General features: G+C 33.6%; 18 protein-coding genes. 14 read left to right on the top strand and 4 right to left on the bottom strand.

The window, feature by feature from the left end; genetic code table 11:
- The first annotated feature begins 72 nt into the window (after positions 1 to 72).
- The 8 genes from CLV86_RS11795 (at position 73) to CLV86_RS11760 (ending at position 9,698) form a co-directional block, all read left to right on the top strand.
- Entirely contained in the window at positions 73 to 855 is a 783-nt protein-coding gene (locus CLV86_RS11795; RefSeq protein WP_121052575.1) for an enoyl-CoA hydratase-related protein, read from the top strand.
- Positions 856 to 2,010, top strand: a complete 1,155-nt coding sequence (locus CLV86_RS11790; RefSeq protein ID WP_121052573.1) for a 3-hydroxyacyl-CoA dehydrogenase NAD-binding domain-containing protein — start codon at positions 856 to 858, stop codon at positions 2,008 to 2,010. It begins immediately after the preceding gene.
- A complete protein-coding gene (locus CLV86_RS11785; protein ID WP_121052571.1) occupies positions 2,011 to 2,415 on the top strand; it encodes a hotdog fold thioesterase in 405 nt (134 codons plus the stop codon).
- Between the two features lie 209 nt (positions 2,416 to 2,624).
- Positions 2,625 to 3,839: a 3-oxoadipyl-CoA thiolase gene (locus CLV86_RS11780; protein WP_121052569.1), complete on the top strand. Its 1,215-nt coding sequence runs from the start codon at positions 2,625 to 2,627 to the stop codon at positions 3,837 to 3,839.
- Between the two features lie 46 nt (positions 3,840 to 3,885).
- Positions 3,886 to 6,423 (top strand): phenylacetic acid degradation bifunctional protein PaaZ, encoded by a 2,538-nt coding sequence (gene paaZ, locus CLV86_RS11775; RefSeq protein WP_121052567.1) that lies wholly within the window; start codon positions 3,886 to 3,888, stop codon positions 6,421 to 6,423.
- A 19-nt stretch (positions 6,424 to 6,442) separates the two neighbouring features.
- Positions 6,443 to 7,948 carry a serine hydrolase domain-containing protein gene (locus CLV86_RS11770; protein WP_121052566.1) on the top strand — a complete coding sequence of 502 codons (1,506 nt, stop codon included), beginning with the start codon at positions 6,443 to 6,445 and terminating at the stop codon, positions 7,946 to 7,948.
- Complete coding sequence (locus tag CLV86_RS11765; protein ID WP_121052564.1) at positions 7,945 to 8,697, top strand: enoyl-CoA hydratase/isomerase family protein; 753 nt, start codon at positions 7,945 to 7,947, stop codon at positions 8,695 to 8,697. The genes CLV86_RS11770 and CLV86_RS11765 overlap by 4 nt, the downstream gene beginning before the upstream one ends.
- A gap of 404 nt (positions 8,698 to 9,101) precedes the next feature.
- The gene (locus tag CLV86_RS11760; protein ID WP_121052562.1) at positions 9,102 to 9,698 is read left to right on the top strand and encodes an acyltransferase; all 597 of its coding nucleotides are present in this window, start codon (positions 9,102 to 9,104) and stop codon (positions 9,696 to 9,698) included.
- A gap of 24 nt (positions 9,699 to 9,722) precedes the next feature.
- Here the strand turns inward: CLV86_RS11760 and CLV86_RS11755 are convergent, their stop codons facing one another.
- Positions 9,723 to 10,187 (bottom strand): Lrp/AsnC family transcriptional regulator, encoded by a 465-nt coding sequence (locus CLV86_RS11755; protein WP_241828227.1) that lies wholly within the window; start codon positions 10,185 to 10,187, stop codon positions 9,723 to 9,725.
- Positions 10,188 to 10,396: 209 nt separating this feature from the next.
- Between CLV86_RS11755 and CLV86_RS11750 the strand changes: the two genes are divergently transcribed.
- From CLV86_RS11750 to rlmN, 5 genes are all read left to right on the top strand, one after another.
- Positions 10,397 to 11,677, top strand: a complete 1,281-nt coding sequence (locus CLV86_RS11750; protein WP_249037477.1) for a dihydrolipoamide acetyltransferase family protein — start codon at positions 10,397 to 10,399, stop codon at positions 11,675 to 11,677.
- Between the two features lie 141 nt (positions 11,678 to 11,818).
- The gene (locus CLV86_RS11745; RefSeq protein ID WP_121052560.1) at positions 11,819 to 12,886 is read left to right on the top strand and encodes a branched-chain amino acid aminotransferase; all 1,068 of its coding nucleotides are present in this window, start codon (positions 11,819 to 11,821) and stop codon (positions 12,884 to 12,886) included.
- A gap of 181 nt (positions 12,887 to 13,067) precedes the next feature.
- Entirely contained in the window at positions 13,068 to 15,161 is a 2,094-nt protein-coding gene (locus CLV86_RS11740) for an alpha-ketoacid dehydrogenase subunit alpha/beta (RefSeq protein ID WP_121052558.1), read from the top strand.
- Between the two features lie 97 nt (positions 15,162 to 15,258).
- Entirely contained in the window at positions 15,259 to 15,498 is a 240-nt protein-coding gene (locus CLV86_RS11735; protein ID WP_121052556.1) for a hypothetical protein, read from the top strand.
- Between the two features lie 153 nt (positions 15,499 to 15,651).
- Entirely contained in the window at positions 15,652 to 16,692 is a 1,041-nt protein-coding gene (gene rlmN, locus CLV86_RS11730; protein ID WP_076732076.1) for a dual-specificity RNA methyltransferase RlmN, read from the top strand.
- Between the two features lie 87 nt (positions 16,693 to 16,779).
- Here the strand turns inward: rlmN and CLV86_RS11725 are convergent, their stop codons facing one another.
- The 3 genes from CLV86_RS11725 to gldB all read right to left on the bottom strand — a co-directional run bounded on the left by CLV86_RS11725 (position 16,780) and on the right by gldB (position 19,305).
- Complete coding sequence (locus CLV86_RS11725) at positions 16,780 to 17,904, bottom strand: T9SS type A sorting domain-containing protein (RefSeq protein WP_121052554.1); 1,125 nt, start codon at positions 17,902 to 17,904, stop codon at positions 16,780 to 16,782.
- A 106-nt stretch (positions 17,905 to 18,010) separates the two neighbouring features.
- Positions 18,011 to 18,343, bottom strand: coding sequence for a gliding motility protein GldC (gene gldC / locus CLV86_RS11720; RefSeq protein WP_076732078.1), 333 nt, complete (start codon positions 18,341 to 18,343; stop codon positions 18,011 to 18,013).
- Positions 18,343 to 19,305: a gliding motility lipoprotein GldB gene (gene gldB / locus CLV86_RS11715; protein ID WP_121052669.1), complete on the bottom strand. Its 963-nt coding sequence runs from the start codon at positions 19,303 to 19,305 to the stop codon at positions 18,343 to 18,345. The genes gldC and gldB overlap by 1 nt, the downstream gene beginning before the upstream one ends.
- A gap of 84 nt (positions 19,306 to 19,389) precedes the next feature.
- Between gldB and nadE the strand changes: the two genes are divergently transcribed.
- Positions 19,390 to 20,178, top strand: a complete 789-nt coding sequence (nadE, locus tag CLV86_RS11710) for an NAD(+) synthase (RefSeq protein WP_121052667.1) — start codon at positions 19,390 to 19,392, stop codon at positions 20,176 to 20,178.
- Positions 20,179 to 20,185: the final 7 nt, after the last annotated feature.

Genomic DNA, 20,185 nt, shown 5'->3' with positions numbered 1-20,185 from the left:
TAAAAGAGAGATTATTAAATAAAACGTTTTGTCATTCCGCACTTGATGCGGAATCCATAATAAAAAATAAATATGAGTAAAAGTATTGAGCTTAAAATTGAAAATAAGGTAGCATATATCACGCTAAACAGACCAGAAGTATTCAACAGCTTCAACCGTGAAATGGCATTTAGTCTCCACGACACATTAGATGCGTGCGAAAAAAACGAAGATGTAAGAGCAATTGTACTTACAGGAAACGGAAAAGCATTTTGTGCTGGTCAAGATTTAAAAGAAGTTACAGATCCAGATTTAAATCCAGGATTTAAAAAAATATTAGACGAGCATTACAACCCAATTATTACAAGAATTCGTGCAATTAAAAAACCAATTATTGCAGCAGTAAATGGTGTGGCAGCAGGAGCAGGAGCCAATATTGCTTTAGCTTGTGATATTGTTGTAGCGCATGAAAAAGTAAGTTTTATTCAAGCATTTAGTTTAATTGGTTTAGTGCCAGATAGTGCAGGAACGTTCTTTTTACCAAGATTAATTGGTTTTCAAAAAGCTTTAGCTTTAGCCATGTTAGGTGATAAAATTGGAGCTGAAGAAGCTGAAAAAATGGGAATGATTTACAAATGTGTTTCTACGGAAGAATTCGAAGAAACAATTAATAAGCTAGCTGTAAAGTTAGCCAACATGCCTACCAAAGCATTAGGCTTAATTAAAGAGTTATATAACAAGTCTATGACAAACGATTTAGAAGCGCAATTAGCGTTAGAGTCTAAATTACAGATAGAAGCAGCAAGTACTAACGATTATGCGGAAGGCGTTGCAGCATTTATAGAAAAAAGAAAACCAAATTTTAAAGGAAACTAAATGAACGTAGGAATAATAGGTTCCGGAACCATGGGAAGTGGCATCGCGCAAGTCGCAGCAACTTCTGGTTGTACAGTTAAATTATACGATACTAATCAAGCAGCATTGGATAAAGCTAAAGCTAGTCTTGAAAAAATATTAAATCGTCTTATTGAAAAAGGACGAATAGATTCTAAAGAAAAAAACAGAATTCAATCTAACATTTCTTATGTTGATAATTTAAAAGATTTAGCAGATTCTAACTTAACGATTGAAGCAATAATTGAAAACCTTGACATTAAGAAAAAAGTTTTTTCAGAACTTGAAACTTATGTTTCAGAAGATTGCATCATAGCATCAAACACATCAAGTTTATCCATAGCTTCTATTGCAGCTTCGTTAGAGAAACCAGAGCGTTGTGTTGGTATTCATTTTTTCAATCCTGCACCTTTAATGAAATTGGTTGAGGTCATTCCTGCTATTCAAACGTCTAATGAGGTTCTTAATAAGTCAATACAAACGATTTCCGATTGGAAAAAAGTAGTAGCAGTAGCTAAAGACACTCCAGGATTTATAGTAAACAGAGTAGCAAGACCTTTTTATGGCGAATCACTAAGAATTTACGAAGAAGGATTAGCAGATTTCGCAACCATAGATTACAGTTTGAAAAGTTTAGGTGGTTTCAGAATGGGACCATTTGAGTTGATGGACTTTATAGGAAACGATGTTAATTACACGGTAACCGAAACCGTTTTTACCGCTTTTTATTTCGACCCAAGATACAAGCCAAGCTTTACACAGAAACGATTAAGTGAAGCAGGATATTTAGGACGAAAATCAGGAAAAGGTTATTACGATTATTCTGAAGGAGCAGTAAAACCAGAACCAACAAAAGATGCAGTATTATCTGAAACTATTTTCAACAGAGTTTTAGTCATGCTAATCAACGAAGCAGCAGATGCACTATTCTTAAATATTGCTTCAGCAGAAGACATAGATAATGCTATGACTAAAGGTGTCAACTATCCAAAAGGATTATTGGCTTGGGCAGATGAAAAAGGTATCGATTGGTGTGTGTCTAAATTAGACGAATTATATAACGAATACCATGAAGATAGATACCGTTGTAGTCCGTTATTACGAAAAATGAACAGAGAAAATAAAACTTTTTTTTAAATGAAAGGCGAAGCCATTCCTCATAAAATGCTATCCAAAGATGCATATAGCACTTGGCTAGGAATAGAAATCCTAGAATGCGAAATAGGTCGCTGTAAAGTAGCAATGACTGTAAGAAAAGAAATGCTAAACAGTATGGATAAAGCACATGGAGGTATTAGTTATTCCTTAGCAGATACAGCATTTGGATTTGCAGCAAACACACATGGTAAATATGCAGTTTCAATAGAAACAAGTATTAATCATATTGAAGCATTGGAAGAAGGAGATTATATTACAGCAGAATCTGTAATAGAAAACGTAAAAAATAAATTAGGCTTTAATATTATTGAAGTCAAAAGAGGAGAAGAATTAGTTGCACTTTTTAAAGGTGTAGTTTATAGAACTCAAAAAGATTGGAACTAATTCCTGCGAAGGCAGGAATCTCTTAGTTAAAAGAAAATAAACTTTGGCTAAGGAAAAACATAACAAGTAAGTGCGTTAGGGATTGAGGCATTTGTTGAAGCTCTTTTTTGTTTTTCTCAAAAAAAAGCGACTGCCGAAAGCCCGACCTTTAGGTAACGCCAAAAAGAATAGTAATAATTAAAAGATACCTGCTTTCGCAGGCATTTAAGATGAAAGAAGCATACATAATAGACGGAATTAGAACACCAATAGGAAACTACAAAGGAACCTTATCTGCTGTTCGAACAGATGATTTAGGAGCATTAGTAATCTCAGAAGTTGTAAAACGAAACCCAAACATTCCAAAAGAAGCATACGACGATGTTGTTATGGGTTGTGCCAACCAAGCTGGAGAAGACAACCGTAACGTAGCACGTATGTCTTCACTTTTGGCAGGCTTGCCATTTACAGTACCTGGAGAAACGGTTAATAGATTGTGTAGCTCAGGATTGTCAGCAATTATTCATGCTAACAGAGCTATAAAAGCTGGAGATGGCGATGTGTTTATTTCCGGAGGAGTAGAAAATATGACACGTGGACCATACGTCATGGCAAAACCATCATCAGCATTTGGAGGCGATTCTAAAATGTACGACTCTACTTTCGGATGGCGATTTGTAAATCCGAAAATGCACGAAATGTATGGTACTGATGGTATGGGAATGACTGCAGAAAACCTAGTTGAAAAATATAATATATCTCGCGAAGACCAAGATAAATTTGCGCATTGGAGCCAAATGAAAGCTACAAAAGCACAAGAAAACGGTCGATTAGCAAAAGAAATAGTAACAGTTGAAATTCCACAACGTAAAAAAGATCCAATTCAATTTTCTAAAGATGAATTTGTAAAGCCAACAACATCTTTAGAAGTTTTAGGAAAATTAAGAGCAGCATTTAAAAAAGAAGGCGGAAGCGTAACTGCTGGGAATTCTTCAGGATTAAACGATGGAGCAGCAGCAACTATTATTGCAAGTGAAGATGCAGTAAAAAAATACAATCTTAACCCATTGGCAAGAATAGTAAGCTCTGCAGTGGTTGGTGTCGAGCCAAGAATTATGGGTATTGGTCCTGTGCAAGCTTCTAATAAAGCATTAGAAAAAGCAGGTTTAACCATGGATGATATCGACATTATCGAGCTTAACGAAGCCTTCGCGGCACAAGCATTAGCATGTACTCGCGCTTGGGGAATTGCAGATAACGATCCTAGATTAAATCCAAATGGAGGCTCTATAGCAATTGGTCATCCATTGGGTGTTACAGGAGCAAGAATTGCGTATTCGGCAGCTTTAGAGTTGAAGGAACAAAACAAGCGCTATGCTCTAGTGACTATGTGTATTGGCGTTGGGCAAGGTTATGCTGCTATTATCGAAAATATAAATTTATAACGATTTGTCATTCCGCACTAGATGCGGAATCTACTATATATTAAATATGAACAAGATTCAGCACTACGTTCAAGGTTCTTGGACAACAGGAAAAGAAGAAGGAACACCAATCTTAGATGCAGTAACTGGCGAAGCCTTTACAAGCGTTGCAATAGAAGGTTTAGACGTTCCTGAAATTTTAAACTACGGACGAACAAAAGGAGGAGAAGTACTTCGTAAAATGACCTTCCAAGAGCGTGGAAATATGCTTAAAAAACTAGCATTGTATTTGACCAAAAGGAAAGACCAGTTTTACGAATTAAGCTATAGAACTGGAGCAACTAAAGTAGATAGTTGGATAGATATTGAAGGTGGTTTTGGTAACCTGTTTGCAAACGCGTCGTTACGAAAATTGTTTCCTAATCAACCCTATCATGTAGAAGGTGATGCTATCGATTTGTCTCGTGGCGGACGCTTTATGGCGCATCATATTATGGTACCAAAAAAAGGAGTTGCAGTACACATCAACGCATTTAACTTCCCAGTTTGGGGAATGTTAGAAAAATGTGCGGTAAACTGGATGGCAGGAGTTCCTGCTGTGGTGTTGCCTGCACCTTCGTCATCTTATTTAGCAGAAGCAGTTGCAAGAACCATTATAGATTCTGGTATTTTACCAGAAGGTGCATTACAAATTATAAACGGAACGGTTAAAAATATTTTAGATACCGTTGAATCTCAAGATGTAGTAACCTTTACAGGTTCTGCACAAACCGGACGCTTACTAAAAGCGCATCCAAGATTAATACAAGAATCTGTACCTTTTACTATGGAAGCCGATTCTTTAAACGCTTCCATTTTAGGAGAAGATGCGGTTCCTGGAACACCAGAATTCGACTTGTTTATAAAAGAAGTTAGAAAGGAAATGACGGTTAAAGCTGGGCAAAAATGTACAGCTATTCGAAGAATTATTGTGCCAGAAAAATTAGTAGACGATGTGCAAACTGCATTAGCAAAACAGCTAGATAAAGTAACTATTGGAGATCCAAGATTGAAAGAGGTGAGAATGGGTTCTTTAGTCAGTCATCAACAAGTTCAAGCAGTTCGAGATTCCGTAAACGATTTATCTAAAGAAGCACAAATTGTGTATGGTAATTTAGACGAAATTAATACTATTGGAGCAGATGCCAAAAAAGGCGCATTTATTAGTCCGATTGTATTACGAGCAGACCATCCATTTCAAAATACAGTGATTCACGAACGTGAGGCTTTTGGTCCAGTAAGTACCATAATGCCTTATAAAAATTTAGACGAAGCTATTACTTTGGCGCAAATGGGAAAAGGATCTCTAGTGTCTTCTATTGCTACCAATGATGATACAATTGCTAAAGAGTATGTAATAAATGCAGCATCGCATCATGGTAGAATTTTAGTTTTAAATAGAGAAAGTGCGAAGCAAAGTACAGGTCATGGTTCGCCATTACCATATTTAGTACATGGAGGTCCAGGACGTGCTGGTGGAGGCGAAGAAATGGGAGGAATGCGTGGCATAAAACACTATTTACAGCGTACAGCCATTCAAGGTTCACCAACAACGATAACGGAAATTACAGGAATATATCAGCAAAATGCAAAATATAAGGAAGCAGAACTGCATCCATTTCAATACCATTGGGAAGACATTCAACCAGGAATGTCATTAAAAACCCATAAGCGTACATTAACAGATAATGATATTCAGAATTTTGCCAATTTAACTTGGGATCACTTCTATGCACATACCGATATTACATCTTTAGATGGAAGTATTTTCGAAAAAAGAACAGCGCATGGATATTTTATTATTTCTGCAGCAGCAGGATTGTTTGTGTATCCAAATAAAGGACCTGTAGCAGCTAATTATGGTTTAGATAGTATTCGTTTTTTACGACCACTATATCATAACGATACTATTTATGTACGTTTAACATGTAAAGAAAAAGTAGATAGAGATGTTGCTTCTGCAGAACATCCAAGCGGAATCGTAAAATGGCACGTTGAGGTTTTTGATGCTAATTTTGAAAATCGTCCAGAAAGTCAGAAAACCGAAAAAGATAGTCCGTTAGTTGCTGTTGCAACCATATTAACAATGGTAGAAAAAAAGCAAGAAACCTTTGTTGAAATGACTTCGGAAAAAATTGACGAATGTCTTTCAAATTTAAAAGCAGATGCTAAACCTAAATGGGGAATCATGACACCACAACATATGATTGAGCATTTAGAATACACCTATAAAATTGCTTCAGGAGAAATTCAAGATTTTGATATTGCAACACCGGAAAAGATATTAGAAAAAGTACATCATAGTTTATATGATTACAGAAAGTTTCCTAAAAACTCTCAATTTCCACATTTAGAAAAAGAAACGCTTGACGATTTAAAACATCCAGATTTAGAAACCGCTATTGAAAAATTTAAAGCGCAAAGAGAAAAATATATAGAGTTTTTTAAAGAAAATCCAGAGGCTAAATTGAAAAATTTGGTTTTCGGTGAGTTGAATAAATACGAAGCGTATTTATTAGAAAGAAAACACCTTAACCATCATTTCGAGCAATTCGGATTAATATAAAAAACAATCATTTAGAAATATGAAACTAATTCAATTCATTATCATTTGTGTTTTAGTTTTCAGCTGTAACAATCCAAAAGAAACAGCAGAAAAGATTGAAATTTCCGAAGATAAAACTTTCGGCGAATTAGCTTTTTTAATAGATGGATACGCTAAAAATACGTTGCAAAAAGGGAACATAAATTCAATTGCGTTAGCGGTTTATAAAGATGGTAAAACTTATCAGAATTATTATGGCGAAATAGAAAATGGAAAAAAAAATACACCTAATGATAGTTCGCTTTATGAAATAGCATCTATTACCAAAACTTTCACTGGTGCATTAACTTCTAAAGCTGTGTTGTCTGATGTAATTAGTTTAGACGATGACATTCGCAAGTATTTGGGTGACGACTATAAAAATTTAGAATTTGAAGGTCAACCAATAACAATCAAACATTTACTAACTCACAGTTTAGGTCTAGAAAGTAAAACAACAAAAGGTTTGCAAACTTATTACAACCGATTAAAAAACGGTGATGAAAATGCGGAGTATACGATTCAAGATTTATTAAAAGATTTAAAAAATGTTGAGATCATAAATAAGCCAGGAACTAAGTTTGTGTATAATAATATTGGGCCTGAAATTTTGGCTTATATTTTAGAAAAGGTAAATAAAAAGTCTTTTAAGATTCAAATAAAAGAATTGTTTTCTGAGATTGGAATGAACAACACATTTTTAAACGAATCAGAAAAATTTAAAGCAAATTTAGTTAAAGGAAATCGAGATGGTAAACCTGCAATGACTGATTATTGTCCATTATATGGTGCAGCTGGTGGCGCAATTTCAACTTTGCCAGATATGGCAAAATACATGCAATATCTTATTGAAAGTAAAAATAAACCTTGGGTAAAGGAAGCGTCACGTTCATTATTTGAAGACAAAGAAGACGATGAAAATATTGGTTATTTGTGGCAAAATATTGGCGTTGGCGAAGAAGAAGGTTACTATTATTCAAAAACTGGTACAAGTAAAGGTATACAAAGTGGATTGTTAATTTGTCCTGATTCCGATTACGGAATTGTAGTAATTATAAACAATGTGTCAGACGCTGCTTTTAATGATTGGGCAAATTTGTTTTTTATCGAAATTGAAGCAGATTTAATAAAATATCCCAAACTTAATTTAGCTTCAAAATTGAAACATTCTTTTTTAAGAAATTCTGAAAATGCTTTTAAAGAATTTAGAGAATTGAAAACAGATACTGCAAAGTATTTAATAAATTTAAGAAGCTTGAATAATTATGGATATCAATTACTGAATGAAAATAAACAAAAAAAAGCGGTTGAGTTTTTTATTCATCTTACAAAAGAGTATCCTGAAAATGCTAATTTTTATGATAGTTTAGCTCAAGCCTATTTTATAACTGAAGATTATAATAATGCATTAAATAGCTATAAAAAATCTTTAGTTTTAGACCCTGAAAACGAAAATGCTAAAAAATATATTAATAAAATTGAGAAGTTAATTTTAGAAAAATCATGATAAAACCATACGTTAAACAAACCATAGAAAACGAAGTAGGATACATAGAATTCTTCCACCCAGCACATAACTCTCTTCCTGGAGATGTTTTAGCGGAATTAGCGCAAACCATCACAGATGCAGGAACTAACGATGCTATAAAAGTAATTGTGCTTAAAAGTGGAGGAAACAGAACCTTTTGTGCAGGAGCAAGTTTTACCGAACTCATAAACATCAACGATGCAGCAACTGGAAAAGTATTCTTTTCTGGATTTGCAAACGTAATTAATGCGATGCGTAAATGTCCAAAATTTATCATTGGTCGCATACAAGGTAAAACCGTTGGTGGTGGTGTTGGTTTAGCAGCTTCAACCGATTATTGTATGGCTTCAAAATATGCAGCTATAAAATTAAGTGAGTTGAATATTGGTATTGGACCATTTGTAGTTGGTCCAGCAATAGAGCGCAAAATTGGTTTGAGCGGTATGTCGCAAATAGCAATAGACGCGAATACGTTTTATCCTGCAGAATGGGCTAAACAAAAAGGATTATTCACGCATGTCTTTGAAAGTAACGAAGAACTAGATGAAGCTGTTAAAACAACAGCAGAACATTTATGCACTTACAATACAGATGCTATGCGCGAAATGAAAAAAGTATTCTGGCAAGGTACAGATCATTGGGATGAATTGTTGGCAGAACGTGCTGCAACTAGCGGAAAACTTGTGCTTTCAGAATTTACAAAAGAAAAACTAAAAGGTTTTAAATAAGCTCTTAGTTATTCAACATAAATTATACTGTGTTTAGGTATGGTTATCCCTTGCTTTAACACAACAAAATTAGAAGTAACTGCCCAAATAGTAGTATTTACGCTCATTAGCTTATTAGAGTTATCTATAAAATAAATTTTAACTTTTGTTTTTAGTAAATTACCTAATTGGGTAGCACGTTCTAAATAATGTGCTCTTAATTTTCTTTTCTTTGAACTTAATAACGTTTCATTTTTAGAAAACTTAAGTTGAGGTATATCTTCTTTTTTTATATCGAATGATGACGATGTGTGATTATATATTTAAATTATTTGTTATTAAATAGTATGTTTAAATATACAAAACCTTACATTTTATTGTCATTTTTATAAGTATTTAATATTTTTTAAAAATTTTATATTGCTATGGTTTATAGTTTTAATGGGTTTATTCCAGTTGTTCACGAGTCAAGTTTTGTGCATCCATTGGCCGCAGTAACAGGAAATGTTATTATTGGTAAAAACTGTTACATTGGTCCTGGAGCTGCAATTCGTGGTGATTGGGGACAAATTATTTTAGAAGATGGAGTAAACGTACAAGAAAATTGTACAGTACACATGTTTCCGGGTAAATCGATTACACTTAAAGAAAGCGCTCACGTTGGTCATGGCGCAATTATTCATGGTGCAAATTTAGGGCGTAATTGCTTAATTGGAATGAATACTGTAATTATGGACGATGCCGAAATTGGTGATGAATCTATAGTTGGAGCAATGGCATTTGTAAAGGCGGAAACTATAATTCCAAAACGTAGCTTAGTAGTAGGTAATCCTGCAAAAGTTATCAAGCAAGTAAGTGATGAAATGATAGCATGGAAAACAAAAGGCACGCAATTATATCAACAATTACCAGCAGATTGTCATGAAAGTTTGAAAGCTGTAGAACCTTTAAGAAAAGTGCCAGAAAGTATGAAAGTTCAAGAAGATGTTTATAAAACGCTTCGTGAAACCTTCAAAAAATAGATTTAAATAGATTAGTTTTTTAAGCTATAAAATAGCACTCAAATCAATCTCGTTAGTCTCCTTGCCAGTTGAGAGTGTAATTAAACTCTGTACATTTCCTAAATAAGGTAATAACGTTAATTTCGAAATAATAAAAGTTTCATAAGCTTCAATATCTTCAACAACAAGTTTTAAAAGATAGTCAAAATTTCCACTCACTCTGTGACATTCAATAACTTCAGGAAAACTATTTATTTGAGTTACAAATTTTTCAAGATAACTTCTAGTGTGTCCTTGTAGAGTAATTCCTATAAAAACAGTCTGTTTTAAACCTATTTTCTTATTGTTCAAAATAGCAACATATTTTTTTATATAACCTTCTTTTTCTAATTTTTTAATGCGTTCAAAAATAGGAGTGGTTGTCATGCCTAATTCGTTAGCAATACTTTTTGTTGTTCGATTGCTGTTTTTTTGAAGAAGAGAAAGAATTTCTGCGTCTATTTTATCCATTGTAAAAGCCATAGAATTTTATTTCATTAGATAAGGCAAATATATTAATAAAAAGTTTTTTATTCTTTTATAATTTAAAATTATAGAATTATATTCTGTTATAGTTTTTAAAGTAAGATTTTAACTAAATAAAATATTGAATATACTTATTTTTATTTCTGATATTTAAATTGAAAATGTTGAAAAATTTTGAATTAAAAATGCCCAAAATGGGCGAAAGTATAACAGAAGGTACCATTATTAATTGGCTAATTTCTGAAGGAGATAGTTTTGATGAAGGAGACATTATACTTGAAGTTGCTACAGATAAAGTAGATAACGAAGTACCAGCACCAGCTTCAGGAACACTAGTTAAAACCTTATTTGAAGCTAAAGATGTTGTGCCAGTTGGAGAAGTCATTGCAGTGTTAGAAGTTTCAGAAGAGGTAAAATCTTCCAATAAAGCAAAAGCATCATCGAGTGCTGTCGAGACGTCTCAAAAGAAAGAAAAGGCATCAAAAAGACCAAAACCAGTTCAGCAAGCATCAACTTCTGCTTCAAATGCTTTTTCGGTTTCAAATTCAAATACATTTTTCTCACCGTTAATACTAGAAATAGCAAAAGAGGAACACATTAGTTTTGAAGAATTAGCCAGAATTCCAGCAACAGGTCATGAAGGCAGATTGCGTAAAAGTGATGTTTTTCAATACATAGAAGAAGGCAGACCATACAAATTTGCACAACCAGTAGCCGAAAAAGATCCAACAGCCTATCGTATTCCACAATTGCAATTCGATAAAGGTAAAGGAAAAGTAATTGAAATGGATCGCATGCGCCAAATGATTGCAGATCACATGGTGTATTCAAAACACACGTCGCCACACGTTACAGCTTATGTGGAGGCGGATTTAACCAACATGGTAAACTGGCGAAATGCAAACAAAGTCGCTTTTCAAGAAAAACATGGCGAACGCTTAACCTTTACACCATTATTTGTAGAAGCAGTAGCTAAAGCAGTAAAAGATTTTCCAAACATTAATGCTTCGGTAGATGGCAATAATATCATTGTGAAAGAAGATATAAACATTGGTATGGCAACCGCTTTACCAAGTGGGAATTTAATAGTTCCTGTAGTAAAAAATGCAGATACTAAAGATTTAAAAACCATTGCTAGCAATGTTAATGAACTGGCAGGAAAAGCAAGAGAAAATAAATTGGCAGGAGACGATATAAAAGGCAGTACGTTCACAATATCAAATGTTGGAACTTTTGGTAGCGTCATGGGAACACCAATAATAAATCAACCAGAAGTAGCAATTCTTGCCTTAGGAATTATTAAGAAACGACCAGAAGTTATCGAAACCGAAAACGGAGACGAAATCGCAATACGTAGCATGATGTATCTATCATTATCATTCGATCATCGTGTTGTAGATGGTTTCCTTGGCGGAAGCTTTGTAAGACGTGTAGCCGATTATTTCGAGCAATTTGATATCAATAGAGACATTTAATTCCTGCGACGTAGCAATCTCTTAGTAAAAGAGAGAGTATATTAATATAAATAGTATTGTCATTCCATATTTGATACGGAATCCACAATAAAAAATAAAGTTTAATTAATGAGATACCCACTTTCGTGTGGGCATAAAATTATGAAACCTAACATTTCAATTACCAAAGTAGAAAAATCCAAAGTCAAAAACATAGACTTCAACAACATTCCATTAGGCACAACATTCACAGATCACATGTTTATTTGTGATTACAATAACGGCGTTTGGGAAAACCCAAGAATAGAACCAATGGGCATGATTCCTACGCATCCAGCAGCAATGGCATTACATTACGGTCAAGCCATTTTTGAAGGCATGAAAGCAACAGTAGATGCAGATGGAAATCCAATGTTGTTTAGAGCAGATAAAAATGCAGCACGATTAAATACCAGTGCAGACCGTATGGGAATGCCACATTTTCCAGAAGATTTATTTGTAGAAGGACTAAAACAGTTAGTCGATTTAGAGCGTAACTGGATTCCACCAACCGATGGTAGCGCGCTTTATTTAAGACCATTTATGTATGCAGACGAAGCCTTTATTGGTATGCGTGCAGCAACACATTATAAATTTATAATCATGGCTTCACCAGCAGGACCGTTTTTTAGTAAGCGTATTAAACTTTGGGCCGAAAAGCATTACATACGTGCCGTAAATGGTGGAACAGGAGAAGCAAAAGCAGCCGGAAATTACGCCGCAGCCATTCGTCCAACAGAGTTAGCAAAAGCAAAAGGTTTCGATCAAGTATTGTGGTTAGATGCTATAGAGCACAAATACATTCAAGAAGTTGGAACCATGAATATTTTCTTTAAAATCGACGGAAAATTCATCACACCAAATCGAGACGGTTCTATATTAGACGGTATCACGCGCATGAGTGTAATCGATATATTAAGAGATAAAGGTTACCAGGTTACAGAGCGTAAAATAACCATAGACGAGATTCAAGAAGCGGCAAAAAACAAAACATTAGAAGAAGCCTTTGGTACAGGAACAGCCGTTGGTATTGCTTACATTCAAGACATTGGAGTAGGCGATGAGGTTATACACGTATCCAACGAAAGTCCAGTAGGTTTAGACGTTAACAACACTTTAAACGCCATTAAAACTGGTAAAGTAGAAGATAAATTTGGTTGGATGCTAAAAGTAGAAAACCAGTTAGCTTAAAATATTTTGGGCGTTACCACAAGGGTCGCGCTTTCCGTTATATCTTTTTTGCTTTTAATGGCAAAAAAGGATGCCACATCAATCGCTAACGCAAACTAACGTAAACAAAAAAAATCTTTTAAACGAATAAAAAAGATTGATTTTTGAGATAATAACAAAATAGATACCTGTTTTCGCAGGCATGAATATGAAAAAAGAAACACTAAAAAAAGGATTTTCAAAACTCTGCACAGCAAAAGCAATGGCAGAATTATACGAAGCTAATTTTAAACAAGTCTCTAAATACGTACACGCTACATCTCGTGGTCACGAAGCTATCCAAATAGCTTTAGGTATGCAGTTATTACCACAAGATTATGCATTTCCATACTATAGAGACGATGCTATGTTATTATCATTTGGTTTAGAACCTTACGATTTAATGTTGCAATTATTAGCAAAAAAAGACGATCCATTTTCTGGCGGAAGAACATACTATTCGCACCCAAGTTTAAAGGATGACGATAAGCCAAAAATTCCACATCAATCCTCAGCAACAGGAATGCAAACCATACCAGCAACAGGTGTTGCTATGGGTATGCAGTATAAAGAATTACAAGGTTTAGATAATTATAGTTTAGAATCGGATCCTGTCAGTTCGAGCGCAGTCGAGAACGCTCTAAATCCAATAACAGTTTGTTCTTTAGGCGATGCTTCAGTAACCGAAGGAGAAATAGCCGAAGCCTTTCAAATGGCAGCTTTAAAGCAAATGCCAATTTTATATTTAGTACAAGATAACGGTTGGGATATTTCTGCAAATGCAGCAGAAACAAGAGCGCAAAATGCTTTTGAATATGCTCAGGGTTTTAAAGGTTTAGAAGCCATTTCAATAGATGGTGCTAATTTTACAGAGAGTTACCAAGCGCTAGAAAAAGTAATAGAAACTATTCGTACAGAACGCAGACCATTTTTAGTACATGCAAAAGTACCTTTGTTAAATCACCACACATCTGGTGTAAGAATGGAATGGTATCGTGACGATTTAGACGAGGCGCGTTCTCGCGATCCATATCCAGTAATCAAACAACAATTATTAGATGCTGGTTTTTCAAAAAAAGAAGTTGAAGAGATAGAAAATTCCGCGAAAGCGAAAATACAATCAGATTTTGAAAAAGCATTACAAGCCGAAGACCCAAAACCTGAAGATTTATTTACAAACGATTTTGTACCAACACCAATTACCGAAGAAAAAGGAACGCGTTCACCAGAAGGCGCAGATAAAGTGGTCATGGTAGATTGTGCACTTTTCGCAGTAGAAGAGCTAATGAAAAAGCACAAAGAATGTTTGCTTTACGGTCAAGATGTTGGTGGACGATTAGGTGGCGTTTTTAGAGAAGCAGCAACTTTGGCTCAAAAATTTGGAGACGACCGTGTGTTTAATACACCAATACAAGAAGCTTTTATTGTAGGTTCTACAGTTGGTATGAGCGCAGTTGGATTAAAACCTATTGTTGAGGTTCAGTTTGCCGATTATATTTGGCCAGGTTTAAACCAATTATTTACAGAAGTTAGTAGAAGTTGTTATTTATCTAACGGTAAATGGCCAGTTAGCATGATACTTCGTGTACCAATTGGAGCTTATGGTAGTGGTGGACCTTATCATTCATCTTCAGTAGAAAGTGTGATTACAAATATTCGTGGTATAAAAATAGCCTATCCAAGTAATGGTGCCGATTTAAAAGGTTTAATGAAAGCGGCTTACTACGATCCAAATCCTGTGGTCATTTTAGAACACAAAGGGTTGTATTGGTCTAAAGTGCCAGGAACACAAGGCGCAACATCTGTTGAGCCAAGTGAAGATTATGTTTTACCTTTTGGAAAAGCTTGGGTTTTACAAGAAATCTGGAAACAAGAAAATGTAGAAACTCTAACGATTGTTACCTATGGAATGGGCGTGCATTGGGCAATGAACGCATCAGAACAATTAGGCTTGCAAGACCAAATTGAAGTTATAGATTTACGTACTTTATTTCCATTAGATGAAGACACGATTATGAAATCGGTTAAGAAAACAGGAAAGTGTTTGGTGGTAACAGAAGAACCTTCAAACAATAGTTTTGCTAGAGCATTATCTGGTAAAATTCAAGAAGAATGCTTTAAATATTTAGATGCACCAGTAATGACAATTGGTAGTGAGAATATGCCGGCCATTCCTTTAAATTCAACTTTAGAGCAAACTATGATTCCTTCAACAGAAAAAGTGAAGACTAAAATTGAAAAGTTACTTGATTATTAACATTTTTGTTAAATTAAACACTATTATTTAACATTTAGTTTGATGATATTAAATATATTTTTACATTTAGATATAACTAATTATTAAAACAATAAAAATGAAAAGAATATTTTTACCACTAATAGCATTATCACTTATGACTATATCATTTGCGTCTTGTAGAGAAGAAAACCAAACAAAAGCTGAAGAACTAATTGAGGAAATGGAAGCTGATGGAGCAGAAATTGAAAAAAAGGTTGATGGTGATGAAACTAAAATCAAGATGGAATCTGAAGAAAAAGAAGTTAAAATTAAATCTGAAGACGGAGAAACAAAGATTAAAGTAGACGATAAATAAACCTTAATAATATTAAATAAAAAAGCAACTTTGAAAAAAGTTGCTTTTTTTATGCAGTATTATAAAGGATATGTATTAATTATAAGTTTTTGTCTTATAGTTTTATTATACTAAAGAGATAGTATTTTAAAATATTCTATTTTTGCAAAACAAATGACAGATAAGAAAAAAGACATACGTGCATTAACAAAAGAGCAACTTCGAGACTTTTTTGTAAAAGAAGGAGATAAAGCCTTTCGTGGGAACCAAGTTTACGAGTGGTTGTGGAATAAAAGTGCTCATACTTTTGAGGATATGACAAATATCTCTAAAGAAACTCGCCAAATGCTTGAGGATAATTTTGTTATAAACCATATAGAAGTAGATACTATGCAGCGTAGTAGCGATGGTACAGTAAAAAATGCTGTAAAATTGCACGATGGGTTAATTGTGGAATCTGTTCTTATTCCAACAGAAACACGTACTACTGCCTGTGTTTCTAGTCAGGTAGGTTGTAGTTTAGATTGTAAATTTTGTGCGACTTCGCGTTTAAAACGTATGCGTAATCTTAATCCAGATGAAATTTATGATCAAGTAGTAGCTATAGATAGGGAAAGTAAATTATATTTTAATAGGCCTTTAAGTAATATTGTGTTTATGGGAATGGGAGAGCCACTCATGAATTATAATAATGTAATTAAGTCTATAGAAAAAATTACTTCTCCAGAAGGATTAGGAATGTCTCCAAAAAGAATTGTAGTTTCTACTTCTGGTGTGCCTAAGATTATAAAAAAAATGGCAGATGATGAGGTTAAATTTAATTTAGCGGTATCACTTCATTCCGCAATAGACGAGGTGAGAACTAAAATTATGCCGTTTAATAAAACATTTCCGCTTAAAGATTTAAAAGAAGCTTTAGAGTACTGGTATAAAAAAACAGAACGAAAAATAACGTACGAATATGTGGTTTGGGATGGCATTAATGATAGAATGGAAGATATTCAAGCTTTAATTAAATTTTGTAAATATGTGCCTTGCAAGGTTAACATTATTGAATACAATCCTATAGATGATGGTGAGTTTCAGCAGGCATCTAGTAAGGCTATAGATAATTATATACAAGAATTAGAGCGTAATAGAATAGTTGTAAACGTGCGTAGGAGTAGAGGGAAAGATATTGATGCTGCTTGTGGACAGTTAGCGAACAAAACATAAAACTGTATTAGATTAATTAACATAAAAAAGCCTCATTTTAATTATAAAATGAGGCTTTTTTTAATTATTAAAATAAATACTTAGTATTTATTTCTTTACAAATTTTATAGTTTCAGTTTTACCTTCAATACTAACTTTAGCAATGTAAATACCATCGTTTAAATGAGATAAATTTAGAGACTCATTAGTTTGAGATAATTTTTTACTTAACACTTGTTGACCTAATATGCTGTAAAGTTCTACGCTTGAAAAAGGTAACGTTGATGATGTTAATGTTAAATTGTTTGTATCTGTATTAAAGAAGTGAGAAATAGAATTATTTAATTCAAATTCTTCAGTAGATAATGATATGTCACTGTTTGTGGTAAAATTCCATGTAGCACATCCTGTAGCTTCTCCAAAGCAATTTGATGGTACTACGCTCCAAGTATAAGCTGTAGATGGTGTGAAACCAGAAAAAGTAACACCAGATGTACGTATACCTTGAGAAAAATTATTTATAAATAACTCATAACTACTTGCGTTTGGATCTGTAGTCCAAGAAAAAGTTACATCAATATCAGTTCCATTTCCAGTACCAGCAGATGTTTCTCCGTCTATTGGAGTAATAGGAGTAACACAACTAGGTGCAGCAGTTTCAGCACATTGGTAAACGCTAACATTATCCACATACCAAGCAACAGAGAAATCTCCAGTCCATCTAAAACGAACTTGTGCACTAGAAGCTCCAGCAAGTTCTGTAGTTACATCCGCAGTAATTAAGCCTCCAGCATAATTATCAGCATTGTAAGTAGCTACATTATTCCAAGTGGTTCCACCATCAGCAGAAACTTCAACAAGGCCTTCTCCTCCAAAGTTACCAGCAAATAAATGATTATATTCTAAAGTTACTTGTGTTAAAGCTGCACAACTAAATATAGGGCTTTCTAACGCTACGTTTTCTGGTAAACTGTTGTCACTTGTGCCATCACTATCAAAAGCGGCATAATTACCATCTGCACCACCAGTAGTGAATATTAATGTGTTTCCTGCTCCAGCTAAAGCAGCTTCTCCGCTATCTTCAATAGTCCAAGTGTCTCCAGCAGCAGCAATATCATTGTTAGACCATCCTGCTGGGATAGTTAAACTAGAATTAAAATCTTCAGAAAGAACAACTTGTCCGAAAGAAAATGAAGCAGTGAGTAAAATAAAAAATAAAGTAATTTTTTTCATAAATAGTAAGTTTAAATTAATTCTCACCAAGATATAAAATATAAAAAGAGAGCTAAAAATATAATTATTAAAAAAATCTTAATTTAATTATATTATTTGTGATAGGTTATTTTTTTAATTCTAATTTTTCCGCAAAATAATCGCAGAAATCTTTCATTGTAGCGGTCATTTTTTCATCTTGTGTTGCTCGATTAAAAGTATTACTCATTGCAACTAAGGTTTGATGGAAAAAAACTTTCATTTCATCTACAGGCATATCTTTTGTCCATAAATCTATTCTTAAAGATTCTTGAGCGGCGCTATCCCAAACAGATAGCATCATTGCTTTTGCTTCGGCATTTGTTATACCTCCATCTTGTGCTGTCCAATTTAATTTTTCTGGAACTCTATTTTCGTCTAACTCTACGTTTAAGGTGATTTTAGATTTTAAATTTGCCATTATTTTCTAGGTTTATATTTTGCGTTATCAAATATTTCTTCTGTGCTTTTAGTAAGCATTTGTTTAAAAGAGATTGTATTGTTTTCCATATAAGCACGTACTATTTGCCATCCTATATATTTACCAATTTCTCCTGGCGATTCACTGTCTATTTGTTCTAAATAAAATTTTGAAAAAGGAGCAGGATTAATAAAACGACTAGCTAATTTATTGTCTGTGCTAAATAATAGTTCTTTATCTACAAAATAACGCCATATATATTCTTCGTTATTTTGAGCCCAATTATATTGGTCTTTTGTGTAATTTAATTTTTCTGCATCTGTTTTAAAAGGAATGACTTTGTCTTTAAAATATAGCAGCTTTCCTTCGTAAATTAAATCTTCTAAAAAAGTTTTTCTTTCTTGAAGAGGAGTATAGTGCTTAGCATACTTATCTGCTAAATCTACAATTATAAAATTTGGTTCTAAATCCTGCGCAATATATTCTTGAATTCCTTGATAAAAATAATGTGTTTTACCTAAGTAATTAGTTAGCGGTAAAACAACAATAGAATCTGTTACAATGACTTTATTTCTATAATCTACATCAGATGCTACAGTAATTATTCTTGGTGTATTAAATTGAGGAAAATAATATTTTAAATGTTTAAATAAAGATTTTATCTCGTTTGTTTCTTTGCTTAAGTTTTCAAATTTTTTAATGGCTTCATTTTGTAATTCAACTTGTAGCGTATCTTTCATTTTTTCAACCCAAAAAGCATCATTATATTTTTTGGGAAACATAAAAGGAAAAGTTTCTTTTAAAGCAGTTAGGTCTTTTTCCTTAGCTTGTGCAAAAGCTTTGTCGAATCTTTCAATAGAAAAATCGATATTTATTTTCGAAATTTCAGTTTCAATTTTATCATCTTTTTTACAAGAAAATATAGTTAAAAATAAAATTAATAGAAGATAAATAGGTTTCAAAAGGCTTTTCATTTTTATAACTAGTGTGTTTGCTTTATTTTTGTTAGGCAAAGGTACTATTCTTTGTTTAAAATACTTCAAAAAATGCAAACAGAAAAAGTTGTAAATCATATTGTAAAATGGTTAAAAGAGTATGCTGTTAACGCGAAAGTTAATGGTTTTGTTGTTGGAATTTCAGGTGGAATAGATTCTGCTGTAACATCAACATTATGTGCAAAAACAGGATTAGATGTTTTGTGTATTGAAATGCCTATTCATCAGGCAGAAAGCCATGTGTCTCGTGCGCAAGAACATATTAAAAAATTAAAAGCTAAATTTCCAAATGTAAGTGCTACAAAAACGGATTTAACTCCAGTTTTTGAGGAGTTTAAAACCGAAGTCTCTTTAGAAGGTAAACAGGAAGTTGTAGATATGGCTTTAGCTAATACAAGAGCTCGTTTAAGGATGACTACTTTATATTATCATGCTGGATTATTAGGTTTGCTAGTAGCCGGTACTGGAAATAAAGTAGAGGATTTTGGTGTTGGTTTTTACACTAAATATGGCGATGGAGGTGTAGATTTAAGTCCTATAGCAGATTTATTAAAAAGCGAAGTTTATGCTGTTGGAGAATATTTAGAAGTTTCTAACTCCATTATGGTTGCAGCACCAAGTGATGGTCTTTTTGGTGATGCACGAAGTGATGAGCAACAAATAGGTGCTTCTTATCCAGAATTAGAATGGGCAATGGAAAAATGTGAGAATGGGATGACGGAAAAAGATTTCAAAGGAAGAGAAAAAGAGGTTTTTAATATTTATAAAAGATACAATAACGCCAACAAACACAAGATGGTACAAATTCCTGTTTGCGAAATTCCTAAGGAATTCAAGTAGTTGTTAA

The organism is Lacinutrix venerupis, assembly GCF_003663945.1.
In the GTDB taxonomy this organism is placed as follows: Bacteria; Bacteroidota; Bacteroidia; order Flavobacteriales; family Flavobacteriaceae; genus Lacinutrix; species Lacinutrix venerupis.
Note: the sequence above shows the minus strand (reverse complement) of the source record. Positions and strands in the feature narration are given on the sequence as shown.